At 39.8% G+C, this 23,825-nt stretch carries 25 protein-coding genes; 7 read left to right on the forward strand and 18 right to left on the reverse strand.

All coding sequences use genetic code 11. The annotated features are described in order from the left end of the window. The first annotated feature begins 98 nt into the window (after positions 1 to 98). On the forward strand, positions 99 to 1,094 hold the full coding sequence (locus KIH23_RS02140) for an NAD(P)H-dependent glycerol-3-phosphate dehydrogenase (RefSeq protein ID WP_213211000.1): 996 nt from the start codon (positions 99 to 101) through the stop codon (positions 1,092 to 1,094). On the opposite strand, the gene KIH23_RS02145 is transcribed toward KIH23_RS02140, so the two are convergent. From KIH23_RS02145 to KIH23_RS02155, 3 genes are all read right to left on the reverse strand, one after another. Beyond that, on the reverse strand, positions 1,095 to 1,502 hold the full coding sequence (locus KIH23_RS02145; RefSeq protein ID WP_213211001.1) for a hypothetical protein: 408 nt from the start codon (positions 1,500 to 1,502) through the stop codon (positions 1,095 to 1,097). Positions 1,503 to 1,746: 244 nt separating this feature from the next. Continuing rightward, complete coding sequence (pheS, locus tag KIH23_RS02150; RefSeq protein WP_213211002.1) at positions 1,747 to 2,766, reverse strand: phenylalanine--tRNA ligase subunit alpha; 1,020 nt, start codon at positions 2,764 to 2,766, stop codon at positions 1,747 to 1,749. A gap of 80 nt (positions 2,767 to 2,846) precedes the next feature. Next, positions 2,847 to 3,203: a hypothetical protein gene (locus KIH23_RS02155; protein ID WP_213211003.1), complete on the reverse strand. Its 357-nt coding sequence runs from the start codon at positions 3,201 to 3,203 to the stop codon at positions 2,847 to 2,849. A 94-nt stretch (positions 3,204 to 3,297) separates the two neighbouring features. Between KIH23_RS02155 and KIH23_RS02160 the strand changes: the two genes are divergently transcribed. Further along, complete coding sequence (locus KIH23_RS02160) at positions 3,298 to 3,819, forward strand: CvpA family protein (RefSeq protein WP_213211004.1); 522 nt, start codon at positions 3,298 to 3,300, stop codon at positions 3,817 to 3,819. On the opposite strand, the gene KIH23_RS02165 is transcribed toward KIH23_RS02160, so the two are convergent. The 8 genes from KIH23_RS02165 to KIH23_RS02200 all read right to left on the reverse strand — a co-directional run bounded on the left by KIH23_RS02165 (position 3,816) and on the right by KIH23_RS02200 (position 12,699). After that, entirely contained in the window at positions 3,816 to 4,562 is a 747-nt protein-coding gene (locus tag KIH23_RS02165; protein ID WP_213211005.1) for an SH3 domain-containing protein, read from the reverse strand. The two genes, KIH23_RS02160 and KIH23_RS02165, sit on opposite strands and share 4 nt — an antisense overlap. A 3-nt stretch (positions 4,563 to 4,565) precedes the next feature. After that, the gene (locus KIH23_RS02170) at positions 4,566 to 6,329 is read right to left on the reverse strand and encodes a BatD family protein (protein WP_213211006.1); all 1,764 of its coding nucleotides are present in this window, start codon (positions 6,327 to 6,329) and stop codon (positions 4,566 to 4,568) included. A gap of 4 nt (positions 6,330 to 6,333) precedes the next feature. After that, positions 6,334 to 7,083 carry a tetratricopeptide repeat protein gene (locus KIH23_RS02175; protein WP_410505113.1) on the reverse strand — a complete coding sequence of 250 codons (750 nt, stop codon included), beginning with the start codon at positions 7,081 to 7,083 and terminating at the stop codon, positions 6,334 to 6,336. Beyond that, entirely contained in the window at positions 7,080 to 8,117 is a 1,038-nt protein-coding gene (locus KIH23_RS02180) for a VWA domain-containing protein (RefSeq protein ID WP_213211007.1), read from the reverse strand. Before KIH23_RS02180 ends, KIH23_RS02175 begins: the two co-directional genes overlap by 4 nt. Positions 8,118 to 8,119: 2 nt before the next feature. Continuing rightward, positions 8,120 to 9,118, reverse strand: a complete 999-nt coding sequence (locus KIH23_RS02185) for a vWA domain-containing protein (protein WP_213211008.1) — start codon at positions 9,116 to 9,118, stop codon at positions 8,120 to 8,122. Then, positions 9,119 to 10,753 (reverse strand): hypothetical protein, encoded by a 1,635-nt coding sequence (locus KIH23_RS02190; protein WP_213211009.1) that lies wholly within the window; start codon positions 10,751 to 10,753, stop codon positions 9,119 to 9,121. 13 nt (positions 10,754 to 10,766) lie between these two features. After that, positions 10,767 to 11,630: a DUF58 domain-containing protein gene (locus KIH23_RS02195; protein WP_213211010.1), complete on the reverse strand. Its 864-nt coding sequence runs from the start codon at positions 11,628 to 11,630 to the stop codon at positions 10,767 to 10,769. A 64-nt stretch (positions 11,631 to 11,694) separates the two neighbouring features. Beyond that, positions 11,695 to 12,699 (reverse strand): AAA family ATPase, encoded by a 1,005-nt coding sequence (locus KIH23_RS02200; RefSeq protein ID WP_213211011.1) that lies wholly within the window; start codon positions 12,697 to 12,699, stop codon positions 11,695 to 11,697. 203 nt (positions 12,700 to 12,902) lie between these two features. On the opposite strand from KIH23_RS02200, the gene KIH23_RS02205 reads away from it, so the two are divergent. Next, positions 12,903 to 13,778 carry an aldo/keto reductase family oxidoreductase gene (locus tag KIH23_RS02205; protein WP_213211012.1) on the forward strand — a complete coding sequence of 292 codons (876 nt, stop codon included), beginning with the start codon at positions 12,903 to 12,905 and terminating at the stop codon, positions 13,776 to 13,778. 10 nt (positions 13,779 to 13,788) lie between these two features. Then, complete coding sequence (locus KIH23_RS02210; RefSeq protein WP_213211013.1) at positions 13,789 to 14,928, forward strand: ATP-binding protein; 1,140 nt, start codon at positions 13,789 to 13,791, stop codon at positions 14,926 to 14,928. On the opposite strand, the gene KIH23_RS02215 is transcribed toward KIH23_RS02210, so the two are convergent. The 4 genes from KIH23_RS02215 to KIH23_RS02230 all read right to left on the reverse strand — a co-directional run bounded on the left by KIH23_RS02215 (position 14,923) and on the right by KIH23_RS02230 (position 18,352). After that, complete coding sequence (locus KIH23_RS02215; protein ID WP_213211014.1) at positions 14,923 to 15,471, reverse strand: T9SS type A sorting domain-containing protein; 549 nt, start codon at positions 15,469 to 15,471, stop codon at positions 14,923 to 14,925. The genes KIH23_RS02210 and KIH23_RS02215 overlap by 6 nt on opposite strands. 59 nt (positions 15,472 to 15,530) lie before the next feature. Beyond that, entirely contained in the window at positions 15,531 to 16,670 is a 1,140-nt protein-coding gene (locus tag KIH23_RS02220; protein ID WP_213211015.1) for a hypothetical protein, read from the reverse strand. A 28-nt stretch (positions 16,671 to 16,698) separates the two neighbouring features. Continuing rightward, positions 16,699 to 17,838 carry a PDZ domain-containing protein gene (locus tag KIH23_RS02225; protein ID WP_213211016.1) on the reverse strand — a complete coding sequence of 380 codons (1,140 nt, stop codon included), beginning with the start codon at positions 17,836 to 17,838 and terminating at the stop codon, positions 16,699 to 16,701. An 82-nt stretch (positions 17,839 to 17,920) separates the two neighbouring features. Next, the gene (locus KIH23_RS02230) at positions 17,921 to 18,352 is read right to left on the reverse strand and encodes a hypothetical protein (RefSeq protein ID WP_213211017.1); all 432 of its coding nucleotides are present in this window, start codon (positions 18,350 to 18,352) and stop codon (positions 17,921 to 17,923) included. Between the two features lie 150 nt (positions 18,353 to 18,502). On the opposite strand from KIH23_RS02230, the gene KIH23_RS02235 reads away from it, so the two are divergent. From KIH23_RS02235 to KIH23_RS02245, 3 genes are read left to right on the forward strand one after another with little or no spacing between them, the layout of a single operon-like run. Further along, a complete protein-coding gene (locus KIH23_RS02235; RefSeq protein WP_213211018.1) occupies positions 18,503 to 19,228 on the forward strand; it encodes a metallophosphoesterase family protein in 726 nt (241 codons plus the stop codon). A 49-nt stretch (positions 19,229 to 19,277) separates the two neighbouring features. Then, entirely contained in the window at positions 19,278 to 19,772 is a 495-nt protein-coding gene (locus KIH23_RS02240; RefSeq protein WP_213211019.1) for a DUF6646 family protein, read from the forward strand. A 3-nt stretch (positions 19,773 to 19,775) separates the two neighbouring features. Beyond that, entirely contained in the window at positions 19,776 to 20,348 is a 573-nt protein-coding gene (locus tag KIH23_RS02245) for a PhnA domain-containing protein (RefSeq protein ID WP_213211020.1), read from the forward strand. 75 nt (positions 20,349 to 20,423) lie between these two features. Here the strand turns inward: KIH23_RS02245 and KIH23_RS02250 are convergent, their stop codons facing one another. From KIH23_RS02250 to KIH23_RS02260, 3 genes are all read right to left on the reverse strand, one after another. Continuing rightward, the gene (locus KIH23_RS02250) at positions 20,424 to 21,977 is read right to left on the reverse strand and encodes an aldehyde dehydrogenase family protein (protein ID WP_213211021.1); all 1,554 of its coding nucleotides are present in this window, start codon (positions 21,975 to 21,977) and stop codon (positions 20,424 to 20,426) included. Between the two features lie 120 nt (positions 21,978 to 22,097). Further along, positions 22,098 to 22,637, reverse strand: coding sequence for a 3-hydroxyanthranilate 3,4-dioxygenase (locus tag KIH23_RS02255; protein WP_213211022.1), 540 nt, complete (start codon positions 22,635 to 22,637; stop codon positions 22,098 to 22,100). 65 nt (positions 22,638 to 22,702) lie between these two features. Beyond that, entirely contained in the window at positions 22,703 to 23,809 is a 1,107-nt protein-coding gene (locus tag KIH23_RS02260) for an endonuclease/exonuclease/phosphatase family protein (protein WP_213211023.1), read from the reverse strand. Positions 23,810 to 23,825: the final 16 nt, after the last annotated feature.

Here is a 23,825-nt window from a genome sequence, read left to right on the forward strand (position 1 = left end):
TTTTGAAAACGAAACAAAAACTAATCTATTCTTGATTTAGTATGTTTTGCTTACAGAAGCTTTACTTATTTGAGCTTTTCTGATTAAACAAAATGTTCATGACAAAAAATCCAAAATTTGCCGTCATTGGCGGAGGCAGTTGGGCCACAGCTATTGCTAAAATGCTGTGCGTTAATTTACCCGAAATTACTTGGTATATGCGCAACGAAGAGGCTATTAACCATCTCAAAACGCAGCACCACAATCCCAATTATTTGAGTTCGGTTGAGTTCAACATTGAAAAACTCAAACTGACCAGTGATATTAACCAGGCTGTAGCTTATGCTGATTACATCATTTTTGCAATTCCGTCGGCGTTTTTGGATCGAGAACTCAGCAAACTTACTGTAAATCTTCAAGGCAAAGTTGTTTTCTCAGCCATTAAAGGAATTGTACCCGAAACCAGTTTGATTGTGGGCGAACATTTTCAAAAAACCTACAACCTTCCGTGGGAAAGCATCGGCGTTATTACCGGTCCGTGTCATGCCGAAGAAGTAGCGCTCGAGCGATTGTCTTATCTGACTATTGCTTGTCAAGATGCCGATAAAGCCAAAACGGTAGCGACATGTCTTTCGGGCAATTACATCAAAGCCAAAATTACCGACGATGTCATCGGTACTGAATATGCGGCCATGCTCAAAAATATCTATGCGATTGCCGCCGGAATTGCTCATGGTTTAGGCTACGGCGACAACTTTCAGTCGGTGTTGATGAGCAACGCAATTCGCGAGATGAAAAAGTTCATCCGAAAAGTGCATAAAATGAAGCGCAACATCAACAACTCGGCTTATTTGGGCGATCTCCTCGTAACGGGTTATTCGGTGTTTTCACGCAACCGTATGTTCGGAAACATGATTGGCAAAGGCTATACGGTTCAGAGTGCGATGATGGAAATGAGCATGGTGGCCGAAGGCTATTACGCTGCCAAAAGCGCTTGGGAACTCAACCAACAATACGGAGCTAAAACGCCAATTATTGATGCGGTTCACGCTATTTTATACGAAGGAAAAGAAGCCAAGAAAGTCTTTAAAAAATTGACTGAAAAACTCGATTAATTAGCGAACAATTACGCCTTCTTTAAACAAAATAGGCACTTCTTCAAGGGTTTGCTTTCCTAAAGTTCCGGCTTTAAAAGTGTATTTGCGATCGTAAAGCGTGTTACCGATAAAATACGTGAGCATAAACTCATTGTTCAGCGCCAAAACACTGTTTTCAATCATTTCGATTTTAACGGCTGAAACCGCAGGCATTTCAACCAGTGCATGGCGCAAAAGCGAGGTTTTACGCATCTCGCTATTGAGGGTTCCAAATGCTTTTGAAACGACCATTATATCGTGCAAATCATGGTCAGAATCATTGATGAGATATACGTTCCAAACGTTGTCTAAAAAGTCATCGTTCCATTCTTGAATGGCGGCCATGAAAACGTTTTCTACTTCGGGAATGTTGATGTCTTTGCGCATATGAATTTATGGATTCAAGATAATTATTCTAACGTATACTGCTGCCCTAGCCCATTTGATATTAAGAGGAGAATGTCCAGTGGACATTCGGCCTTCGATTAGTGAATGTTAGAAATCAGTTTCTTTAATAAACAAAAATTTGATTCAAACTTACAGCCCTAGCCCGGATAGTAGCGGCATCCTTTTTCTTGCTTCTTTAGCAAGGAAAAGATATAGCGGATAGCCGGAAAAAGCTTCTAAAAAATTAAATACTCGACTTGAATTGCTCTAAGAAACGCACGTCATTTTCGTAGAACATGCGGATATCGCCAATTTGATACAACAACATGGCGATGCGCTCGATGCCCATTCCAAAAGCGAATCCGTTGTATTCGTCGGGGTTGATGTTGCAGTTTTTGAGTACGTTGGGATCAACCATTCCGCAACCCATAATTTCAAGCCAGCCAGTTCCTTTGGTGATGCGATAATCGGTTTCGGTTTTGAGGCCCCAATAAATATCCACCTCAGCGCTCGGCTCGGTAAACGGAAAATAGCTCGGACGCAAACGAATTTTGCTCTTGCCGAACATTTCTTTGGTGAAATATAAAAGCGTTTGCTTGAGATCGGCAAATGATACGTCTTTGTCAATATACAAACCTTCTACCTGATGAAAAATACAGTGCGAACGCGACGAAACGGCTTCGTTGCGGAACACGCGTCCCGGTGAAATGGTTCTAATGGGCGGCTTATTGGCCTCCATGTAGCGCACTTGCACCGACGAAGTGTGGGTTCTGAGCAAAATATCCGGATTGGTTTGGATAAAAAACGTGTCTTGCATATCGCGCGCCGGATGATATTCAGGCAAATTGAGCGCGGTAAAGTTGTGCCAATCATCTTCAATTTCCGGACCTTCGGAAACATTGAATCCGATGTTGGAAAAAATATCGATGATTTGGTTTTTGACCAAGGATATCGGGTGACGCGAGCCAATGGTAAACGGTTCGCCCGGACGGGTTAAATCGCCATACACACCGCGAGCTTCTTGTTGGCTTTCAAACGATTCTTGCAGCGTTTTTACTTTTTCTTCAGCCGATGTTTTGAGCAAATTGATGACTTGACCAAATTCTTTTTTTTGTTCGTTGGGAACGTTTTTAAATTCGGCGAAAAAATCTTTGAGCAAGCCTTTGCTTCCTAAATACTTAATGCGGAAAGCTTCTAAATCAGCTGCGTTTTGTGTGGTAAACGCCTGAACTTGGGCAATGTGTTCTTTGATTTGATCTATCATAATTTGCTTGTAATTTGAGTCTGCAAATGTATTAAAAATGCCCGTAAAGAGCCAAGTTACCAAAAGTTTTTTGCCGCTGTTTAATCAATGTAAGCGCGTTCTAAAAAATACTGCACAATGGCCTCTTTCATGAGCACAGATTGTTCTCCGGCTTTGAGCGGCGGCAATTCGGCTTTGACTTTGTAATGCGGCCAACCCTCGCGATCCACATAATCAAACTCGTAATAACCATAGGGTTCGAGCAAACGACAAATGGCAATATGCATCAAATTGACTTTCTCGTCTTTTTTAAAAGTGCGGTGTAATTGCCCTAACTCTTGTACGCCGACAAGATAGATGATGGCATCCAAATCAAGTATATCGCCGGGTGCAAATTGATTGGATAATTGGGCAACAACGCGATCCCAGCGCTCTTTGAGTTGTGTATCTCTAGACATAAAATCAGTTTGATTTGGTGTGGCAAAGATAATTACTTCAGTGGTAAATTGAGGCGGCAATTCTTATATATTTGCTACTCTGGACTGATCACTTATGAACTTAGTAGACATCTTTATTGGTTTTGCGCTTTTATTAGCTGTTTTCAACGGATGGCGTCGTGGTTTTTTACTAGAAATGCTTTCAATGGTGATTTTGCTTTTGGGCATTTGGGCCGCGATGGAGTTCTCAACCGTAGCCGAATCGGCACTTAAAATTCGCGTATCGTGGACGGGTCAAAAAACGCAGTTGGTTGCCTTTGTCGTTACTTTTGTAGTGGTCGTTTTGGGTGTTTCCTTGTTGGGCAAAGTGCTCACTAAAGCCATCAACAAAACACCAATTGGCCTGGTCAATTGTATGCTCGGAAGCATCGTTGCACTTTTAAAAGCGGTCTTGATGGCTGGTGTCGTGCTGACGATTCTGCAACTGGACTTTGCCCATAAAATGGTTTCAAAACAAGATATTGAAAAATCAATGTTTGCCCAACCGATTCTGAGTTGCTCTAAAGCGCTGTATCCGTCAGTGAACAGTTGGCTGTCAGAACTTCAAACAGAAGCAACAAACTCTGAAGAAAATTAAGGTTTGACTTCTTTAATCGCATTACTCTGAATCCAACCTTCTGAACCGTCTAAAAGTTCTACTTTTTTCCAATCATCGAGCGTTTCGAGTACCATTACTTTGGTTCCTTCGTGCAAAACCACTACATCTGAACCGGCCGTTCGAGGTTCGCTTTTGACCTCAGCGCTTTCGGCAAAAACAATGGCTGGTCGCTCGTTTTGATCGTGACTTTTTTCAAAAACAGCCGAGAGTAAACTGAGTAAAATCAGAAAAATCAATACAAACATACCTACAAAGAAAATGCGTTTGTAGATCGTGAGGCTTGAGAAGTAATATCCGACAAAAAACAACAAAAATAAAGTCGAAAAACCAACACCCATCCATGCCCAACCGTCATAAGAAAGCATCGCTGTAAAATCGCGCAGAAGTTTGGCAAAACCCACTTTGGGCACTTCTTTGATTTCATCAATGGTCATTTTTTGGGCAAAATGCAGATTGTTTAAAATTTCGGCATCGCCCGGACGAAGCGTCAAAGCTTTTTCATAGTTGTATATGGCCGGCGCTACTTTGTTGCGTTTATAATAGCAATTAGCCAAATTAAAGTACAATTCTGCCGACTCTTGACGTCCGTTCAAAACGCTCTGATAAGCTTCGGCGGCAGCTTCATATTGACCTTGTTGGTAGAGTTTGTTGCCGTTTTCAAAATTATTCTGTGCCCAAAAAACCTGAGCCACCAAAATCAATAAAAGAGTTGCTTTTTTCATGGCTTACGAAATTTGTTTTTCTAAATCTGAAATCAACATCACGGCACGATTGTAATCTTGCTGAATAGCTGCCGCTGATGAAGGCGCATAACGAGCCATTTCACAGTTTTCAATGAGCGCCATCAGTGAGGCCGTTGTGTCTGATTGAACATTTTTAGACGCCAAAAGTGCGCGGATGTTGTCTTTGCTCATCTCAGAAGTTTCAATGTGCAATTTGGCCTTCATAAAATTGTGTAAGGCTTTTTCAAGCGCGATATAAAAAAGCTCTTTTTGTCCCAATTGCTTCTGGGCTTCTGACAAGAATTGTTTGGCCAATTTGTTGGATTGACGGATTCTGTTTCCGGCAACATCGGCATCAATGGCTTGTTTTTTCTTTTTGAGCAACACTATGATTGGAATAATCAACAGCGGTAAAAAGAGTAAAACATAAAACAAGGTTGAGCCCAGAAAATCTGAGCGTCCCATTTTGCTGAGTTGCGTTTTAAGTTTGATAAATCCAAATTGCTGATTTGCGCTCACCTGAACTTTGTTGGCGCTCGGAGTATTGGTATCCGCTTGCGCCATTTGTTGACCGCCCGGTCCATCGAGCACATTGATCATAATTTCAGGCGATGTGATGGTTTTGTATCTTGAAGTAGCTAAATCAAAATAGCTAAACGACATCGGCTTGATGGGATATTTGCCTTTGAATTGCGGAATAATTGTGTAGGTGTCTGAAATACTTCCGTTCATGCCCGAAAGCGGCGTTTGCACGTTTTCTTTGTGTGACGGATCATACATTTCAAGCGAATTCGGCACAACCGGTTTCGGAAGCGAAAATAATTTGAGATTTCCGGTGCCCGAAACGGCCACTTTTAAATCCAACGATTCTCCGTTTTTGAGCGTGGTTTTTGACGGAGTAACCGAGAAGTTAAACTTGCCGACAGCTCCCGAAAAATCAGCAGGTTTTCCGGCTTCAGGCAATGGTTTTACGTTGATGGTTTTGCTTCCGGCTGATACGCGTTTGTTGTCATTGACGATTTGAACCTGCCCAAATATGTTGCGGCGGTTGGTGGGTAATTGAACATCGATATCCAGTGATAGCGGTTCGATTTCAAGTTTACCTGATTTCTGCGGATACAAAACGGTTTTTCTGAGCACGACAAAACGATAACGCTCACCGTTGTAGCGCCCTTCTTCGGCCACCAATTGTTTAATGTCAATATTCTGACTCCAAAAATCGTTGTATTTGGGTTTGTTGAGTTCGCGCCAATTGGTGATACCGATGTTGTAGCTAAAATAGAGTTTGTATACTACAGTAATCGGCTCATTGATGTACGGATTTCCTTTGGTGATTTCGGCCACCAAATGTAAAGCATCGTCTGAAGAAACTTGCGGCTCATCATTCGGGTCGCGCGGTTGTTGAACAGCTGCCGTTACATTGATTTTGATTGGATTGGTTTTGTATATCTGGCCATTGATTTCAACCGTAGCTTGTTTGATGGTCAGAGTTCCTTTTTGCATCGGCAACAAAAAATACGAGTACGATTTATTGAACGAACTTCGGCCATTAACCCACGACTGACTCACTTGCTGACTTGGGCCGGCTACAATTCGAAAACCCTCAAACGATGGCGGATTGAAATTGTCTCCGTCGGCATTCATCGAGAAATCAATACGCAAACGCTCGTTGAGGCCCAAAGAGGTTTTGCTGACCTTGGCTTCAAACTGAACTTGCGCCCAGAGCGGGTTAAATGCAATCAAAAAAAGGATTAAAATCTTTTTCATTTTTTTACCAATCTTTTTCGGTTTGCACCGGTCTTCCTTTGACTTTTTTAGCGTTGACTTTATCTTGAATTTTCTTTTCTTCGTTGTTTACGGCATCAAGCAAATTCTGCAATCTTTCTTTTGAAATGCCGCCTGGTTTGGGTTTAGGCTCATTGGGTTGATCTTGATTGCCCGGATTGTCTTTTTTGTCTTGATTGCCGTCTTTTTGATCATTATTCTGATCTTGCTTTTGATCGTCTTTTTTATCTTGATCTTGTTGCTTCTGATCTTTTTGATTGTCTTTTTTGTTGTCCTTCTTATCGTCTTTTTTGTCTTGCTTGGGCGGATTGTCTTTGAGCATTTTTTTGGCCAAAGCAAAATTGTAACGCGTTTGCTCATCGGCCGGATTGTTGCGCAAGGCGTTTTTATAGGCTTCAACCGCGCCGCTATAATCTTTCTCTTGCATCAAGCTATTTCCTAAATTGTGATATGCCTGATGTTTTTGTTCTTTGGTTTGCGCGCTTTTGATGGCTTTAGCAAATGAATATTTAGCCTCACCGGGCTGGTTCTGACGATAAATCGCGTTTCCTAAATTATATGCTGCGGCAGAATTTCCGGCAGATTGCGCTAAAGATTGACGGTATTGAGCTTCGGCCGAAGAATATCCTTTATCGGAAAAATCGTCATTGCCTTGAGCCAAATGTTTGTCTTTTTTTTGAGCGAAACCGGCCAAAGAAAGAAAAAATAAACCATATATGAGTACTTGCTTCATCATTCTTTTTCGTTAAACAGGTTCAACTTCTGAATCCACTCGGTTCTGCGTTCAAGCAAGAAAATATCAACAAACAAAAGCAAAAAGGCAAAACCTAAAAACCATTGAAACTGCGATTGAAAATCGGCCATTTCGGTAGATTCAAATTCGGTTTTTTCAATATTGTCCAAAGCTTTTTTGACATAATCCAAAACCGCCTTGGTATTGCTGCCATTGATGTATCCGCCTTTGGTTTCTTTGGCGATTTCTTTGAGGCTTTGCTCGTTGAGTTTAGTAATAACTACTTCGTTATTTTGATCGCGTTTAAAGCTTTGCACCACACCGTTTTGCTTGAGCGGAATTGGGCCGCCTTTGGGCGTTCCGACACCAATGGTAATGATTTTCATTCCGATTTTATTGGCTTCAGCGGCCGCTTCAGCAGCGCCTTCTGAGTGGTCCTCACCATCTGAAATCAGAATGAGTAGTTTGCTGGTTTTGTGGTTTTTGTCAAAATACGAAGCTGAAAGTTTGATCGCATCTTCGAGTGAAGTTCCTTGCGAAGAAACGATTGAGGTGTTCATGCTCTGCAAAAACATTTTCGATACCGCATAATCACTGGTAATGGGCAAAACCGGAAAGGCGCTTCCGGCATAAGCCACAATTCCGATGCGGTCATTGGCAAGTTGATTGATGATTTGCGAAACGAGTTGTTTGCTTTTCTCTAATCGATTGGGTGCGACATCCTCGGCGAGCATACTCTTAGAAACGTCCATCGCAAAAACAATATCAATGCCTTCGCGTTTGACTTTTTCCATTTTGGTGCCAATTTTCGGATTGACCAAACCCATGATGAGTCCGGCCATGGCCAATAATAGAAAGGCAAATTTGAGGGTTGGCTTAAACACCGAACGCTGCGGACTGAGTTTTTTGACCAATTCCCAATCGCCAAACTCACTCTGTTTTTTGCGCTTCCACCAAAGTTGGTACAAAAACACGAGCGCCATGAGCGGCAAAATGCCCAGCCAATACAGATATTTTGATTCGTCTAATTCGTACATGGCTATATAAAACTTCTAAAAACGGTTTGACGCAAACCAAATTCAAGCAACAGTAACAATCCTGCGGCGCATACCCACGAACGATATTTTTCGTCATAGTCGTAAAAACGCAATTCTTGAATTTCTGTGGTTTCTAGTTTATTGATTTCGTTATAAATCTGTTGTAATTTGTTGTTGCTCGTAGCGCGAAAGTATTTTCCGCCGGTTTTGCGGGCAATGCTTTGCATGAGTTTTTCGTCAATTTCTACTTGCATCATTCTGAATAAAAATTTTCCGTTGGGTGCAATGGCATAAGGGAATTCGGCCATTCCATTGGTGCCGATGCCAATGGTGTATACTTTGATTCCGTATTGCTCGGCAATATCAGAAGCGGTTTCTGGCTCAATAAATCCAGAGTTGTTGACTCCGTCGGTAAGCAAAATAATGACTTTGCTTTTGGCTTTGCTGTCTTTAAGACGATTGACCGCAGTGGTTAATCCCATCCCAATACCGGTTCCGTCTTGTAAAGTGTTGTCGTATTTAATGCTGTTAATCGCGTCGAGTACAATGGCTTTATCACTGGTCACGGGTGTTTTGGTATACGCCTCAGCCGCATAAACCACCAAGCCTATGCGGTCATTCGGGCGTTTGTCAACAAAATTAGCAGCCACCCGTTTGAGTGCTTCCATACGGTTGGGCTTTAAGTCTTTGGCCAACATACTGCCTGAAACATCCACCGCAATCACAATATCAACTCCTTTGGTGGTTTTGGTTTTGTTGCTTACATCAACGGTTCGCGGACGCGCCATTGCTACGATTAATGCACTCAGGGCCAACAATCGAATCACAAATAAAATGGGTTTTAATCGAGCTAAAAGAGATGGTTTTCCGAAACCTTTGAGCGAACTAATCTTGAGCGTTGCTGCTTGTTGTTTGAATTTCCAGATGTACCAACCAAGCGCCAATGGCATCAGCGCAAAAAGCCAGAAAAACTGCGGATTTAAAAAGGTGACGTCTTTCATCTATGGTTGCATTTTTCTGAGTTCGACTGAATTTAAAATGCGTTCACTGATTTGTCCGGCATATTGATCGCCTTCTTCATAAACCATGGTGATTTGTTGCAAACCGCCTTCTTGATTAAACAACAAAACTTCATAATAAAATTTCCCGCTGCTTTTAGTCAATTTGTCAATCATCGAGAATGTGCCATATGACCTCAGACCTTTAAGGCCTTCTTTGGTAGAGAATTCTTCTTGTTTGACAATCATGTTTTGTGCGCCCATAGCTTGATAATACTGCATTGAACTTTCACTGGCTTTGGTCAAATCAATCTCAGTGGATTGTTTGAGTTTGGTGGTTGATACCATGACCATGAATTTCGCATTCAAACTACCAAAAATAAAGCTTTGCATCTCTTTGATGAGTGCCATTCCTTCTGGTGGAAGGGTTTTACTCAAATCAATACGCGTCAAAACTTGTGGTGTTTGAATCGCCACACTTGGATTTCCGTATTCGCTGCTGACCCACTCGCCTTCGAGCAATTCTTTAGAATTATTGCCAATGATGGTGTCTTTTACAAATGTATAGCCTTTGACGAGTACAGCTCCGGTAAAAGCCGCAATAGCAAATGAAATAACAAAAACAGAGACAAACACAATACGTTTTTTTCTGTTCTTGCGCAATTGCTGTTTGATTTGCTCCTGACGCTGCATTTCATTGAGCAGTGATTCTTCTTCAACCACCTCAACCGCCGGAATGGACTGGTCAAGCGTTACGATGGTTTTCTCAATTTTTTTGCGGTCTTCGGCAATCTCAAAATCAAGTGGTTTTGATTTGGCAAACTTGACCAAATCGGCTTGTTGCAATACGCGTTGTAAGTTTTCAACCGTTTCAGGTGTTAAGGTCATTTTCTTTTTGATTGATGCACGTTGCAAAGCTTCTATGAGTTCGGCTGTGGTGCTTTCCATGGCGGGAATTTCAATCGCTTCTTCTATATAATTTCGAGCAATGTTGGTGAGCTCACTGTAGTAGGTTTTGACCTCGCCTTTTTGCCAAAGCTGTTTTTGTTCTAAAGTATTGAGCAACTGAGTAGCTTTTTCAATCGGTGTTTTATAGACTTCTTCTTCAATTTTTTTCTTCTGACGGTTTTTGATGTATCGATAAGCAAACCAAACTGAAACAGCCAATAAAACTAGGGCAATAAACCACTTCCACATCCATGAATAATCTGAGGGCGCTGCAGCAATGGGTTTGATGTCATACATTTTTTGACGAAGCGTATCCACTTGAACATTCTGAACCTCAACACGCAAACTGTCTGAATAAAACGGTTTGTTGTTGATCAGAACTTTTATGCTGGGCAAGGTATATCGACCGCTGTCAAATTGGGTCAACCCGTATTTTTTAATGAGCTCGTAGCGGTTTCCTTGAGCAACCGTATCAATTTTATACGAATTAATCACCTCAAGCGCACCCAAGGTTTTAGGCTCCGGAAAAACAACACGAGCAGCAGTATCAACAGTGGTTTTGAGCGTGAGTTTAAACTCAGCGCCTATTTTATTTTTGGTTTTATCAACCGCTGTAATGACTTGTTTTTGCTGAGCCTGTAAGCTCATCGCACACAACAGTATTCCCAGAATGTAAAGTTTACTTTTCATGCGCTTCAATTCATTATCTTGACTTAAAATAACCGAGTAATTTGGTTACATAACTTTCATCCACACGCGTATCAACGATTCCTGAGCCTGACTTTGAAAATGTTTCTTTGAAATATTGAATTTGTTCGCGATAGTGTTTTTCATACGATTGACGAACCGACGATGAAGCGGTATTGATCCAAGCCACAGTGCCTGTTTCAGCATCTTGCATCGGAACCATGCCTAGGTTTGGCATTTTTTCTTCGCGGATGTCATACACGCGTATTCCTGTAATATCGTGCTTTTTTGAAGCAATCTTTAGGGTTTGCTCGTAATCAGAGGTCATAAAATCAGACAACACAAAAACAATGGCTTTCTTTTTTTGCGTACTCGATAAAAATCGGAGCGCCTGAGCCAAATTCGTTTGGGAACTTTGAGGTTTGAATTCTATTAACTCGCGAATGATGCGCAATACATGTGAACGACCTTTTTGCGGCGGAATGTACAATTCGATTTGATCGGTAAACAAAATGAGCCCAATTTTATCGTTGTTTTGGGTAGCCGAAAAAGCCAAAGTCGCGGCAATTTCAGTAATAATATCTTTTTTAAACTCGGCTTTGGTTCCGAAGTGCTCCGATCCGCTGATGTCTACCATCAGCATCATTGTAAGCTCGCGTTCTTCTTCAAAAACTTTTACATAAGGCTCGTTGTAGCGCGCGGTCACGTTCCAATCAATGGCGCGAATGTCATCGCCGTATTGGTACTGACGCACCTCAGAAAAAGTCATTCCGCGGCCTTTAAAAGACGTGTGGTATTCGCCCGAAAAGATATGATCACTCAATCTTCGGGTTTTGATTTCAATTTTGCGGACTTTTTTGAGTAAGTCTTTGGTTTCCATTTTTTTCAGTTGGCGGTTAACTGTTGTCAGTTTTCAGTGGTTGACTGAGAACCGTTAACTGATTCTAAGGCACTTCAACTTCATTGACAATTTTGTTGATGATGTCCACCGAAGTGATGTTTTCGGCTTCGGCTTCATAGGTTACGCCAATTCTGTGACGCAACACATCGTGCACCACCGCACGCACATCTTCAGGAATAACATAACCGCGACGTTTGATAAACGCATAACATTTGGCAGCAGTGGCCAAGTTGATGCTTCCGCGCGGTGAAGCTCCGTAGCTAATAAGATGCTTGATGCTTTCTAGTTTATATTTTTCAGGCTGACGCGTTGCGAAAATAATGTCGAGGATGTATTTTTCAATTTTCTCGTCCATATAAACTTCACGAACGGTTTGCTGAGCTCTGATGATTTGCTCTACTGAAACCACCGGTGTTACTTTTTCACCGCCACCATTTAAATTTTGACGAATCACCAAACGCTCTTCTTCCATTTTGGGATAATCAATGACGGTTTTGAGCATAAAACGGTCTACTTGTGCTTCGGGAAGCGGATAGGTTCCTTCTTGCTCAATCGGGTTTTGAGTGGCCAATACCAAAAATGGCTGATCGAGTTTAAAAGTGGTATCGCCAATGGTGACTTGTTTTTCTTGCATCGCCTCAAGCAAAGCCGATTGAACTTTAGCAGGCGCACGGTTGATCTCATCAGCCAATACAAAATTGGCGAAAATCGGTCCTTTTTTGATGGAGAATTCGTTTTGTTTGATATTGTAAATCATGGTTCCAACCACATCGGCCGGCAATAAATCAGGGGTAAATTGGATTCGGCTAAACGAACCGTGAACAGCTTTTGAAAGCGTATTGATGGCGAGGGTTTTGGCCAATCCGGGAACACCTTCCAATAGAATGTGTCCTTGTCCTAACAATCCGATGAGCAATCGCTCGACCATGTGTTTCTGACCGACGATGACTTTGTTCATTTCCATAGAAAGCAAATCAATAAAGGCGCTTTCTCTTTCTATTTTTTCATTAATCGCGCGAATGTCTAGCGTTGCGGTTGTTTCTTCCATTTCTAGTGTTATTAATGGTACTGAGGTACTGTTAAAATTGACGGTGCAAATTGAATTTTTTTTCAGAAGCTAGATGTTAAAGAATGGTTAAAAGTTCCCGCTTTCGTTGAATTTTAAGGATGATTTGTGATAGCATTTTTATATTTTTAAGAACTTTAAAATCGTAACTTCAAAGCGCCTTGATGGCTTGTAGATAAAAGCTAATGACCCAAAAAAATCCATTTTCAAAAATAATCGCCGGTACCATGACTTGGGGTGTCTGGGGAAAAAACTTATCGACTGCTGAAATGTCCTCGCTGATGCATGTTTGTTTAGATGTCGGAATTTCAACTTTTGACCACGCCGATATTTATGGCGGATATACCACCGAAGCTACTTTTGGCAAAGCTTTTACCGAATCCGGAATCATGCGTGAAGCTATTCAGCTGATTTCAAAATGCGGCATTCAATATATGGCCGAAAGCAGAAACAACAAAATCAAGCATTACAATTATTCGGCTGAGTATATTATTTGGTCTGTAGAACAATCGCTCAGAAACCTACAAACCGATTATTTAGATTTATTGCTTTTGCATCGACCCAGCCCATTAATGCGTGCCGAAGAAATTGCATTTGCCGTTGAAAAACTCAAATCAGACGGAAAAATTAAAGCCTTTGGTGTTTCGAATTTTACGCCCATACAAACCGATTTAATCAAAAAAGAAGTTGCTGTTGCATACAACCAAATCCAGTTTTCGGCCACGCATTTAGAGCCTATGCTCGACGGTAGTTTAGATCATATGCAACTCAACAATATTACACCTATGGCTTGGAGTCCGCTCGGAACCGCATTTAAGGGTGAAGATGAAAAGTCTGTGCGCGTGAGAAAAATAGCCGAATCATTGGCCGAGAAATACATTACAACTTCTGACCTTGTTTTACTGGCTTGGCTCATGCAACATCCCTCGGGAATTATGCCGGTTTGTGGCACCACTGATTCGGGTCGAATCAAAAAATTACCCTCAGCGATTGAGCTTTCGCTTGAACTTGAAGATTGGTTTGCCATTTGGGTGGAAAGTACTGGAAACAAAGTTCCTTAATTTCTGAGCAATGATTAATAAGCGGCTTTTGATTAAAAATTTGTTGGCTCATCACGATGAGAACAGTTTTTATGACAAAAAACGTCAGCTGAATTTGCATTCGCGTGAAGGCAAGGCAAAATTTCTAAAGCATATTTGCGGACTATCAAATTCTAACCCGAGCAACAATTCATACATCGTTGTGGGTGTTGAAGATCAAGACAACGAAATTGTGGGTGATGATTTCTTTGACGATAGCCGAATTCAGAATTTGGTCAATGCTTTTTTAGAAAATCCACCGACCATTCAATATGAAAATGTGCCTTTCCCAAACTTACCCAAAGACAAAGTAGTCGGATTGGTGACCATTAAACCCAACGGTAAGATATCCTATTTCAAAAAAGGAATTCATACTATTTTGGCCAACACTGTTTTTATACGCATCGGCAGCAATACGATTCCTGCTGAAGGTGATTTTAATCGTAGCCATCAAAATACTGAAACGGTCATTGGCATTGAAAATAATTCGCGCAACAGCATTGGCCATACGCTTGATGGCGTGATTGACTTTATGAATTTTCGGCACAAAGATCTCAATTCAAAATACCGCGTTTTTAAAGAATTGTTTGTGATTTGTTGGGCAGGAATTCCGAAGCGAGTTCGCGAAAAAACATTGCTTTCACGCGTGGATATTGAACTAATCAACGAACAAATCAAACTGTTTTATTCAGCGCTAGACGAGGTAACTATAGAGTTTGATGAAGATAGTTTTACCATTACTGAATATATTCCGTTGGGATTGAATGACCGAACAAGCTATTATGCGCTCGAGCAGCAAACAATTCGGTTCTACGAAAACGGTTATTACAAAATTGACAGAACCTTTTTGTTTGAACCACCTGAATACAACCGAAAAATGTTATATCATATTTACAATTCAACCTTGGCTTTACTCGAAAAGTTATCGAAGAAAATTCCATTAACCGTTAGGGAAAATCGCGACTTAGAACATCTTCCGTCCACGATGATGATTTGTTATTTGAACGGTTTTGACGAGGCCAAACAAAAACTTATTGACGCCAAACTTTTGCTCAAACCTCATCCGAGTATTTATTTGTCTTTTAAAGAAGCATTGCGCGTCTTGAGAAAGATGAAATATGATGCGTCATAGTCTATCTTTGACGATGATTTTTCTAACGAATGTCGTTTTTTTATTTTCAAAAAGAATCAAATAAAAACCTGAAGGCAAATTACTTAAAGTATTATAAACATTGGCTTTTAAATCACTTAGAATTATTTTTCTTGACATGTCAAATATTGTGATTTTACCTATAGAACGTATAGAATCGGACAGAGAAAAAGATTCTGGCAAAAATTCAGAATTATTCAAAGTTATTGAGCTCAACAAAGGAAAATATAAAACACTGCTTGCAGAATCCTGAAGCTGATTTTCGTCAAAAACTTGATAATATACCTTGACAGTAAATTTTGATGAATCATTCAGCGATTGATTAAAATTCAATTCAAACTGATTGTTTAAAAGCGCTATCTTAGAACCAAACCCGGGCACAAACAAAACTTGAAGTATAATTTCAGAATTTGAAACGGCATACTGCCAAGTTTGAAAATAATACAGTTCTTCTGCCTCAGTGAAGAGGTTTACTTGTAAAGTGAAATCATCCGTTTGTGAAATATTGACATGGTGAATATTCAAAGCTGATGTTGACTGAAAATAAAACAACAAGAGTATTATCAAAAAATTATTCATAAACATTAATCAAACTCATTAATTCCGTATAGGATTTCTTTCATTTTACTGCCATTGATTTCAACCGGTTTGTAGGCCACATTAAATTTTTCAATGGCCAAATTAACATCGGCTTTGAGCTTTTTGTACTCAAGAGGCAATTTGGTTTCACAAGTTTTCTCATTTTCGTAGCTGTTTAAAATCACATTGAATTTTTCATAAAATTTTCCGCCTTGATCAATAAAATTATTGTACTGAGCAATGAATTGAAGTAATCGATCAATAGGAAAATCAATGTTTACCTGCATTTTAAACTGAGCGTTTCCGTTGGTAGATTTCATTTTTTTGAGATAATCTTCCATTTTTTGGGTAAGATTCTCCCAATCATCTATACTTCGACAAATCTCTAGAGTTGAAGTATAACCAATGGATTTGGTATAATCTCTAAAAAGAATTTCAATATCTCGTTTGATTTTCTGATTGTTATTTTGCAAAAAAGCTGTTTCAAAATAAATAGTGTTTAAATCATTTTGCATGCGCAAACTAAAATCAAGAATACAATCAACCTTAGCTAATTCAGCTTCTCGCTCTGAACGACTTAGAGATGAAACCAACAGATTCGAAAAAGTTTGTACAATGGACGCTACCATATTAGTACCTAATAATGAGCTCAGTTCAAAGCCGGATTTTTTTTCTCTTTTGCTCGAAACGAGTTCTTTGAGTTTACCGAATTCAGGATATTGATTTGGATTAACCATCTTATTGATTTCATTAAAAGTTATTATGGATGCAAAATGATGGTCGAGACTGAGCACTTTCTCATAAAGAATTTTGATGATTTGGAGCCCTTTTAAATAGCGAACTTTAGCTATCTCTGCTTTGTTTTGTGATTCTAATTCTTGAATTTGTTGCTCTATTAAAGTCTTAGTGATTAGCAAATCAACTTTCTTTTGATCGTCAGAATTAAAAATTAAATCGCGCATTAATTGGTCTAACAAAAATTGTTGCTGTGCTATTTTTTTGTGATAAAAAATGTTGACTTCCTTGATTTGTAGAGACAATTCAAGCAATATCTTTTCAGGGCTAACATCTTCGACAGCAAAAGACGCCTTTAACTCATGTGGCCAAAAAAGCCATAAAGCAAGCATTAAGAAACACTTTCTCATGATCTTGGTTTTAAGATGTTCCGTAATTTTAAAAATTCCTTTTTACGGGAATAATTTCGAGATTAAACGAGCTCCAATCATCAGTTTTGTTGAGCAATTCCATTATTTGACACAGATTCTCAGCTGAAATTTTTGTCCCGTTAAAAGAAGTTATTTGGTCACCTACTTGAAATTTTGTTTGAGACTTTTCTTTACAAGAAATGACTAATTTGCCATTTTGAACAAGCGTAGCATAAGCAAATTGGCGTTTATAAAAATCTTGAAAGTTGTTCTGATTCTTTTTTATGTATACTTTATTGTTACTGTAATCAATAAGCCAATCAAAGCATTGAATTAGTGAAACCCCAATACTTTGTGTTTTAATGGTCGTTGAAACATTAACTTTTGAAGTAAAATCCTGTCCTCCGAAACTGATCTGAACACCATCAAAAATATACTCAACCCCTGAGGTAATTGAAGTAGCTGTTTGAAAAAATGACCCTGAATACTCCGTTTTAGTTCTGTGTTTTAAAACTAAATTTTTTTTATTTGGCATTAATATGCTTCCTGAATATCCGGTGTCAAGCTTAAACGGCAGTTCATGTCCTCCTATTAATAAAAAAACAACGATCTGGTTTGATTGACAATAAGACTTGATTGGTACGAAGTTTTTAGATTTCAGCAGTTGTTCAAAGTGATTTTTTGAAAGATTACAAATTTTATTATTTGTAAAATCAATACAGGTCGGAAATTTATTGTTGACAAAAAAGTCCAACCCTAAAATTCCGGAACAATTGCGATTAAAAGTGTTACAACTGACAATCGGCATCTTAATGTAAGCCAAGGCTTTATTGTAAGATTTAAAAAGATTAGATTTTACGCTCGCCAAAAAGACGCTATGCCTTATCATTCTATCATCGGCACTTTTTAAGAGCCCTCCCTGTAAAAATTTCCTTTGACAAAAATTAGGTATAATCGTTGTGTCAATTGCTGCGGAAACTCTTGAACCTGTATCAAGCATGAATCTTGTTTTATTGTTTTCAATCTCTACATCTACAAAAATCTGCTTGTTAATTAATCTAAACCATTCGGCTCCTTTTATTTGATTAATCTTTTCCTCTTTTGGCCATTTTGAAACCGTACATCCAAAAAGAAGTGTAGTGATTATCAATCCAACAATTGATTTCATATATATGATTTAATTGGGCCGAACTATAATAATCCGGCCCTTTGTTGGCTTTAAAACAATAGAAATTGACAAGTACAATAAACTAATCCCAACTTAGTTTAATACAGTCCCCTACTTGTTCGACGGTTACGACAACCGTTCCGTTTTGCAAACGAGTCTGTATTTTTTTATAACATACCCGACCAGCTAAAGTGCTGCAAAAAGTACAAGACTGCGCTGAGTCAGTCTGTGTTGGTTCTGAAACTTCAGAAACAATGATGTTATTACTGAGTTTGCTGTTTTTAAGATCGATACTAATACTAGCAACATAGTGCTGCTTTGTATTTCCGTTTAAATTCATCCCTTTCAGAGATGCAATGGCAGCGTCAAGATAATTCACAAGCTTTTGATCTGATTCAGAAAGCTTATTGAATTCTTCTTGACTTTCAATACTTTCAATAGTTGCTTTTGATTGTGCAAAACATCCTGTTGAGATGAAAACAGTGGCAATTAAACCTAAAATTAATTTTTTCATGGCTAATAAAAATTTTGAATTAAACTTATCTCTGCCAACACTCTATTGGCATTGATGTAAAATTAGCTAGTTAAAAATCAAATCATTTGCAGATTTTCTGCCTTAGATGTTAAGTGTTTTACTTTATTTTTGTTTCTTAAATTTTAATCTATGCGAATCCTAGTCATTGGCGACATACACGGAGGTCTAAAAGCTTTAAAACAACTTATCGAAAGAGCCAAAATAACCCCTAAAGACCAACTGATATTTCTAGGAGATTACATTGATGGTTGGAGCGATTCAGCTAAACTTATTGACTTTTTGATTGAATTAAAGCAAACACATCAATGCATATTTATGCGCGGAAACCACGACGAATTACTCTGTGCTTGGCTCGATCAAGGTCGCGACAACCCTATGTGGCTCAACCACGGAGGCGCATCAACCGTGGCGGCTTATCAAAAACTTGATCAAGAAACCAAAAAGCAACATATTCTCTTTTTGAAATCGCTTGAAAACTATTACTTAGACCATAAAAATCGATTGTTCATTCATGCTGGCTTTACCAATTTAAAAGGCGTTGATTTTGAGTATTTTCCGAAAATGTTTTATTGGGAACGCACTTTATGGGAATCTGCTTTAGCACTTGATCCAACTCTATCAAAAACCGACACATCCTATCCCAAAAGGTTTTTAATCTATGATGAAATTTACATCGGGCACACACCCGTTACCCAAATCAATCAAACCACCCCTCAAAAAAGAGCTTGCGTTTGGAACATTGATACCGGAGCCGCTTTTCTGGGGCCATTGACTGCCCTTGATGTCGATACCAAAGAGTTTTGGCAAAGCGACTCTGTGGCGTCTCTATATCCGAATGAAAAAGGACGCAATTAGTTCTCGTATATTTTTATCTTTGCATTTTGAAATCTAATTCTTATTAATTATGAAAAAAGTATGCACCCTTTTGGCGCTTTGTGCCTGTTTATTTGTTCAAGCTCAAGCCTACAAAGGCAAAGGCGATATGAAAGCTCAAGTGGGTTTAAACACGCAAGATCATGGAACCGGAATTTTTGCCTCAGCTGATTATGGTATGGGCGAAAACATCTCATTTGGTGTAACCAGCAATTATTTACTTAATACGGTTGAAGTTGATGGCGAAGGACCAAAATTCAAAGATCGCTTTGACCTGAAAGTTCGTTTTAATGCCAATATTGGGAATGTTTTTAAACTCGACAAAAGCATGGATATTTATCCGGGGCTTGATTTAGGACTCAAAAATTTCGGAGGTCATCTAGGTTTTAGATATTTCTTTACCGACGGATTTGGTGTGTTTGCAGAGGCCAATACTCCGTTTGCCAAATACGACTCAAACGTAGAAGGTTTTGAGGAATACAACAATCAATTTGTATTCAACATCGGCGCTAGCTTTAACTTATAATATATGTCTGTAATCGAAAAAAAACTACACGACCGCAGTGGCTCTGTTTGCGAAATTAGCGGCAGCAGCGAAGACTTGGTTGTGTATACCGTTCTCCCAAAAACATCCGAAAGCCTTGAAAACAGCATTTTGATCTCCAAAAAACTCAGAGATCAAATTGAAAATCCAGACACAACTGACCCTAACGATTGGCGTGGCCTGAGCGAAAGTATGTGGAATGAGCATTTGCCGGTGCAAATCGTTTCATGGCGTATGCTGGCCAGGCTTAAAAACCACGATTTGCTCGAGATGATGTATCTTGATGAAGAAGCGCTAGAATGGGCCAAAGTCACCGGCGAAGGCGATGATGACGAAGGCAAAATCATTCATAAAGATTCTAACGGAAATATTCTAAATGACGGTGATTCGGTGGTTTTGATCAAAGATTTAGATGTAAAAGGTGCCAACTTTACCGCTAAACGCGGAGCCGCTGTGCACAACATCAAATTGGTTTGGGACAACGCCGAACAAATTGAAGGCCGTGTTGAAGGGCAACATATTGTGATCTTAACCCAATATGTAAAGAAAACAAAATAGTTTTTCTTGAATGAAACCCAATAAAAAAGCGTCCCCGATAAGAGGACGCTTTCTTTTTATAAGTCTGATTTTATCTTACAAATCAAATTTAATTCCTTGAGCGAGCGGTAAGCTGGTCGAGTAATTAATGGTGTTGGTTTGACGGCGCATATATACTTTCCAAGCATCTGAACCTGATTCGCGACCACCTCCGGTTTCTTTTTCTCCACCAAAAGCACCGCCGATTTCAGCACCGGAAGTTCCGATGTTGACATTGGCAATACCACAATCTGAACCCGCTGCTGATAAAAATGCTTCGGCTTCGCGCAAATTGTTGGTCATAATGGCAGAAGATAAACCTTGAGCAACTCCGTTTTGAATTTCAATCGCTTCGGTCACATCACCACTGTATTTTAGTAAATATAATACCGGAGCAAAGGTTTCGTGTTGTACAATCGCAAAACTGTTTTTAGCTTCGGCAATGGCTGGTTTTACATAACATCCACTTTCGTAACCACCACCTGAAAGCACACCGCCTTCAACCAAGATTTTTCCGCCTTCGGCCACCACTTGTGTTAAAGCTTTGTTGTATGCTTCAACCGCTTGTGTGTCAATCAGTGGACCTACGTGGTTGTTTTGATCGAGCGGGTTTCCGATGCGCAATTGTCCATAAGCCGCAACAATCGCATCTTTTACTTTATCATAAATACTTTCGTGAATAATCAAACGACGGGTTGATGTACAACGCTGTCCAGCGGTTCCAACAGCTCCGAATACAGCGCCAATAACGGTCATTTTGATATCGGCATCCGGCGTTACAATGATGGCGTTGTTTCCGCCTAATTCTAACAACGAGCGGCCCAAACGAGCGGCTACTTCTTGAGCCACTATTTTACCCATACGTGTTGAACCTGTGGCTGATACCAACGGAACGCGCGTATCGCGGTTGAGCAATTGTCCAATTTTGTAATCGCCATTCACCAAACAAGAAATTCCTTCCGGTAAGTTGTTTTCGCGCAATACTTCGGCAATGATATTTTGACAAGCTACGCCGCACAAAGGTGTTTTTTCAGACGGTTTCCAGATGCAAACATCACCGCAAATCCAAGCCAAAGCTGTGTTCCATGACCAAACGGCTACCGGAAAGTTAAAGGCAGAAATAATACCTACCACACCCAGCGGATGATATTGCTCATACATACGGTGTGACGGACGTTCTGAGTGCATGGTCAATCCGTGCAACTGACGCGACAAACCAACTGCAAAATCACAGATGTCAATCATTTCTTGAACTTCGCCATAACCTTCTTGGAGTGATTTACCCATTTCATAAGAAACCAATTTTCCGAGTGGCTCTTTGTATTGACGCAATTTTTCACCAAACTGACGAACGATTTCTCCGCGTTTTGGCGCCGGCATCAAACGAAACGTTTTAAATGCTTCGGTAGCGGCTTGCATCGCTTTTTCGTAATCAGCTTCAGTAGAAGCTTTTACTTTGGCGATGAGTTGACCATCAACAGGTGAATAACTTTCGATGATTTCCCCGCCAGAAAACCAGTTGCTTCCGGTAGAAGTTCCTTCGTTAACGGCTTTGATTCCTAATATTTCTAACGCTTCGGTCATGCCGAATTGTTGTGCAATTGTTGACATATTTTTTGATTTTTTATTTTAGGCTATGCAAATGTAGTCGATATTTAAGAATGTACAATAAAACAAGTATCAGATTAAATTATCCGCACATCGTCAAATTATTTTGGGTTCTTAAATGAATCAATCGCTGGCTAAATATTTAGCGTCAACCGGCAAAACGGTTCCGCAGGCATCACAGGTTCTGAGTTCTTCTGATTGATAGAAATGTTGGTAATGCGGCAAGAAATCTTTCTCAATATCGTGTAATTCAAAATAGACTTCGTAGAGTTTATGGTTGCAGTTTTCGCAATGCCAAAGCAATCCGTCGGTAAAACCTTTTCCGGCACGTTTGCGCTCAATGACCAATCCAATTGAATTTTCTGAACGAACCGGCGAATGTGGCATTTTGGCAGGATGCAAATACATATCTCCGGCGTGCAACTCCATTTCCTTGCGCACACCTGCGTCTTGTACAATCACTTTGATGCTGCCTTCGAGTTGATAAAACAATTCTTCGGTTTCGTTGTAGTGATAATCTTTACGAGCGTTAGGGCCGGCCACAATCATGACGATGTAATCATCAGATTCAACATAAATATTTTTATTACCTACCGGTGGTTTGAGCAAGTGCCGGTTGTCTTGAATCCAACGGTTGAGATTAAATGGTTTCTGCAAAGCCATATTTTAGTTTTTGTGTTGCTAAGATAATTCATAAAAAAAGGACAACCGCAGCTGTCCTCTTGTTTTTACTTTATTTCTTTAATCAAATAAATATACACCGGAAAGTGATCGCTAAAACCGACTTCATTAGCTCCGTGTCTAAGCGGATATCCTTTGTATTGGCCTGTTTTCTGAATGAGATACTGCGGATTATAGATACCGGCTTTCCAATATCTAAAAGAAGCGTAATCATTTCTGATGAGCGGTTCTGAAACCATGATTTGATCAAAAATATCTCCGGCATCACGATGAAATAGTGTAGCGTTTCCTTCACGCGCCATTTGTTCAAACGGATTGTAAATGCCAAACTCTTTAACTTCTTCTTTTTTGCGTTTGGCGCCAATCCCTTCTTTTACACTTTTGTTGTAGGTTCCGTCATTTAAATCACCCATGGCAATGATTTTGGCGTTTGGATTGATTTTGTATATAGAATCCATGATTTTACGACACATGCGTCCTGCAGCTTCTCGAAACGGACTGCTTTTTTTCTCGCCTCCCGAACGCGATGGCCAGTGGTTAACAATTACATTCACCTCTTCACCATCAAGATAACCCGTTACCAACAAAATGTCGCGGGTATAAACGCGTTCACCATTGCCTACTTCTATTTTATCTTTATCCTCTTTATCTTCCTCAGATTCCTTTTCTGTACTTTTTTCAACCTTTTTCTCATCGCGATAAATCATCAACGGAACATTGATTGAACTGATGGGTTTGAAATGTTTTTTCTGGTAAAGTAAAGCCACATCAATACCGCGTTTATCGGGTGAGTCAAAGTGAACAATGCCATAATCAGCAGCGGCTAATTTGGGTTGTTTGACTAAATCTTCAAGCACGCCCCGGTTTTCTATTTCGCATCCTCCGATTAATGTGGGTGAATGCGGATTTTCGCCTGTTCCAATTTCAGAAAGCACACGGGCCAAATTCTCTAACTTCTTGTGGTATTTTTTGGAGGTCCAGTTTTGGGCTCCATTAGGCAACCATTCTTCATCATTATTGGGGTTGTTGATGGTGTCAAATAGGTTTTCAAAATTGTAGAAAGCAACCGTGTGAACTGAGTACTTTTTTTGGGCTTGTGTCAATTGTATTGAAAAAATCACAATCAACAGGGCAAATATTTTGCTAATTCTCATAAATCGAACCGTTAAA

It is taken from the genome of Flavobacterium sp. CYK-55, assembly GCF_018413465.1.
Lineage (GTDB): Bacteria > Bacteroidota > Bacteroidia > Flavobacteriales > Flavobacteriaceae > Flavobacterium.

Bases quoted from the DNA above. Each gene is read 5' to 3' on its own strand.
- KIH23_RS02185 (WP_213211008.1), bottom strand. From the start codon at position 9,118: ATGAAAGACGTCACCTTTTTAAATCCGCAGTTTTTCTGGCTTTTTGCG.
- pheS (WP_213211002.1), bottom strand. From the start codon at position 2,766: ATGATAGATCAAATCAAAGAACACATTGCCCAAGTTCAGGCGTTTACC.
- KIH23_RS02235 (WP_213211018.1), top strand. From the start codon at position 18,503: ATGCGAATCCTAGTCATTGGCGACATACACGGAGGTCTAAAAGCTTTA.
- KIH23_RS02220 (WP_213211015.1), bottom strand. From the start codon at position 16,670: ATGAGAAAGTGTTTCTTAATGCTTGCTTTATGGCTTTTTTGGCCACAT.
- KIH23_RS02175 (WP_410505113.1), bottom strand. From the start codon at position 7,083: ATGATGAAGCAAGTACTCATATATGGTTTATTTTTTCTTTCTTTGGCC.
- KIH23_RS02170 (WP_213211006.1), bottom strand. From the start codon at position 6,329: ATGAAAAAGATTTTAATCCTTTTTTTGATTGCATTTAACCCGCTCTGG.
- KIH23_RS02190 (WP_213211009.1), bottom strand. From the start codon at position 10,753: ATGAAAAGTAAACTTTACATTCTGGGAATACTGTTGTGTGCGATGAGC.
- KIH23_RS02240 (WP_213211019.1), top strand. From the start codon at position 19,278: ATGAAAAAAGTATGCACCCTTTTGGCGCTTTGTGCCTGTTTATTTGTT.
- KIH23_RS02140 (WP_213211000.1), top strand. From the start codon at position 99: ATGACAAAAAATCCAAAATTTGCCGTCATTGGCGGAGGCAGTTGGGCC.
- KIH23_RS02250 (WP_213211021.1), bottom strand. From the start codon at position 21,977: ATGTCAACAATTGCACAACAATTCGGCATGACCGAAGCGTTAGAAATA.
- KIH23_RS02180 (WP_213211007.1), bottom strand. From the start codon at position 8,117: ATGTACGAATTAGACGAATCAAAATATCTGTATTGGCTGGGCATTTTG.
- KIH23_RS02260 (WP_213211023.1), bottom strand. From the start codon at position 23,809: ATGAGAATTAGCAAAATATTTGCCCTGTTGATTGTGATTTTTTCAATA.
- KIH23_RS02160 (WP_213211004.1), top strand. From the start codon at position 3,298: ATGAACTTAGTAGACATCTTTATTGGTTTTGCGCTTTTATTAGCTGTT.
- KIH23_RS02245 (WP_213211020.1), top strand. From the start codon at position 19,776: ATGTCTGTAATCGAAAAAAAACTACACGACCGCAGTGGCTCTGTTTGC.
- KIH23_RS02195 (WP_213211010.1), bottom strand. From the start codon at position 11,630: ATGGAAACCAAAGACTTACTCAAAAAAGTCCGCAAAATTGAAATCAAA.
- KIH23_RS02210 (WP_213211013.1), top strand. From the start codon at position 13,789: ATGATTAATAAGCGGCTTTTGATTAAAAATTTGTTGGCTCATCACGAT.
- KIH23_RS02205 (WP_213211012.1), top strand. From the start codon at position 12,903: ATGACCCAAAAAAATCCATTTTCAAAAATAATCGCCGGTACCATGACT.
- KIH23_RS02200 (WP_213211011.1), bottom strand. From the start codon at position 12,699: ATGGAAGAAACAACCGCAACGCTAGACATTCGCGCGATTAATGAAAAA.
- KIH23_RS02255 (WP_213211022.1), bottom strand. From the start codon at position 22,637: ATGGCTTTGCAGAAACCATTTAATCTCAACCGTTGGATTCAAGACAAC.
- KIH23_RS02155 (WP_213211003.1), bottom strand. From the start codon at position 3,203: ATGTCTAGAGATACACAACTCAAAGAGCGCTGGGATCGCGTTGTTGCC.
- KIH23_RS02145 (WP_213211001.1), bottom strand. From the start codon at position 1,502: ATGCGCAAAGACATCAACATTCCCGAAGTAGAAAACGTTTTCATGGCC.
- KIH23_RS02230 (WP_213211017.1), bottom strand. From the start codon at position 18,352: ATGAAAAAATTAATTTTAGGTTTAATTGCCACTGTTTTCATCTCAACA.
- KIH23_RS02165 (WP_213211005.1), bottom strand. From the start codon at position 4,562: ATGAAAAAAGCAACTCTTTTATTGATTTTGGTGGCTCAGGTTTTTTGG.
- KIH23_RS02225 (WP_213211016.1), bottom strand. From the start codon at position 17,838: ATGAAATCAATTGTTGGATTGATAATCACTACACTTCTTTTTGGATGT.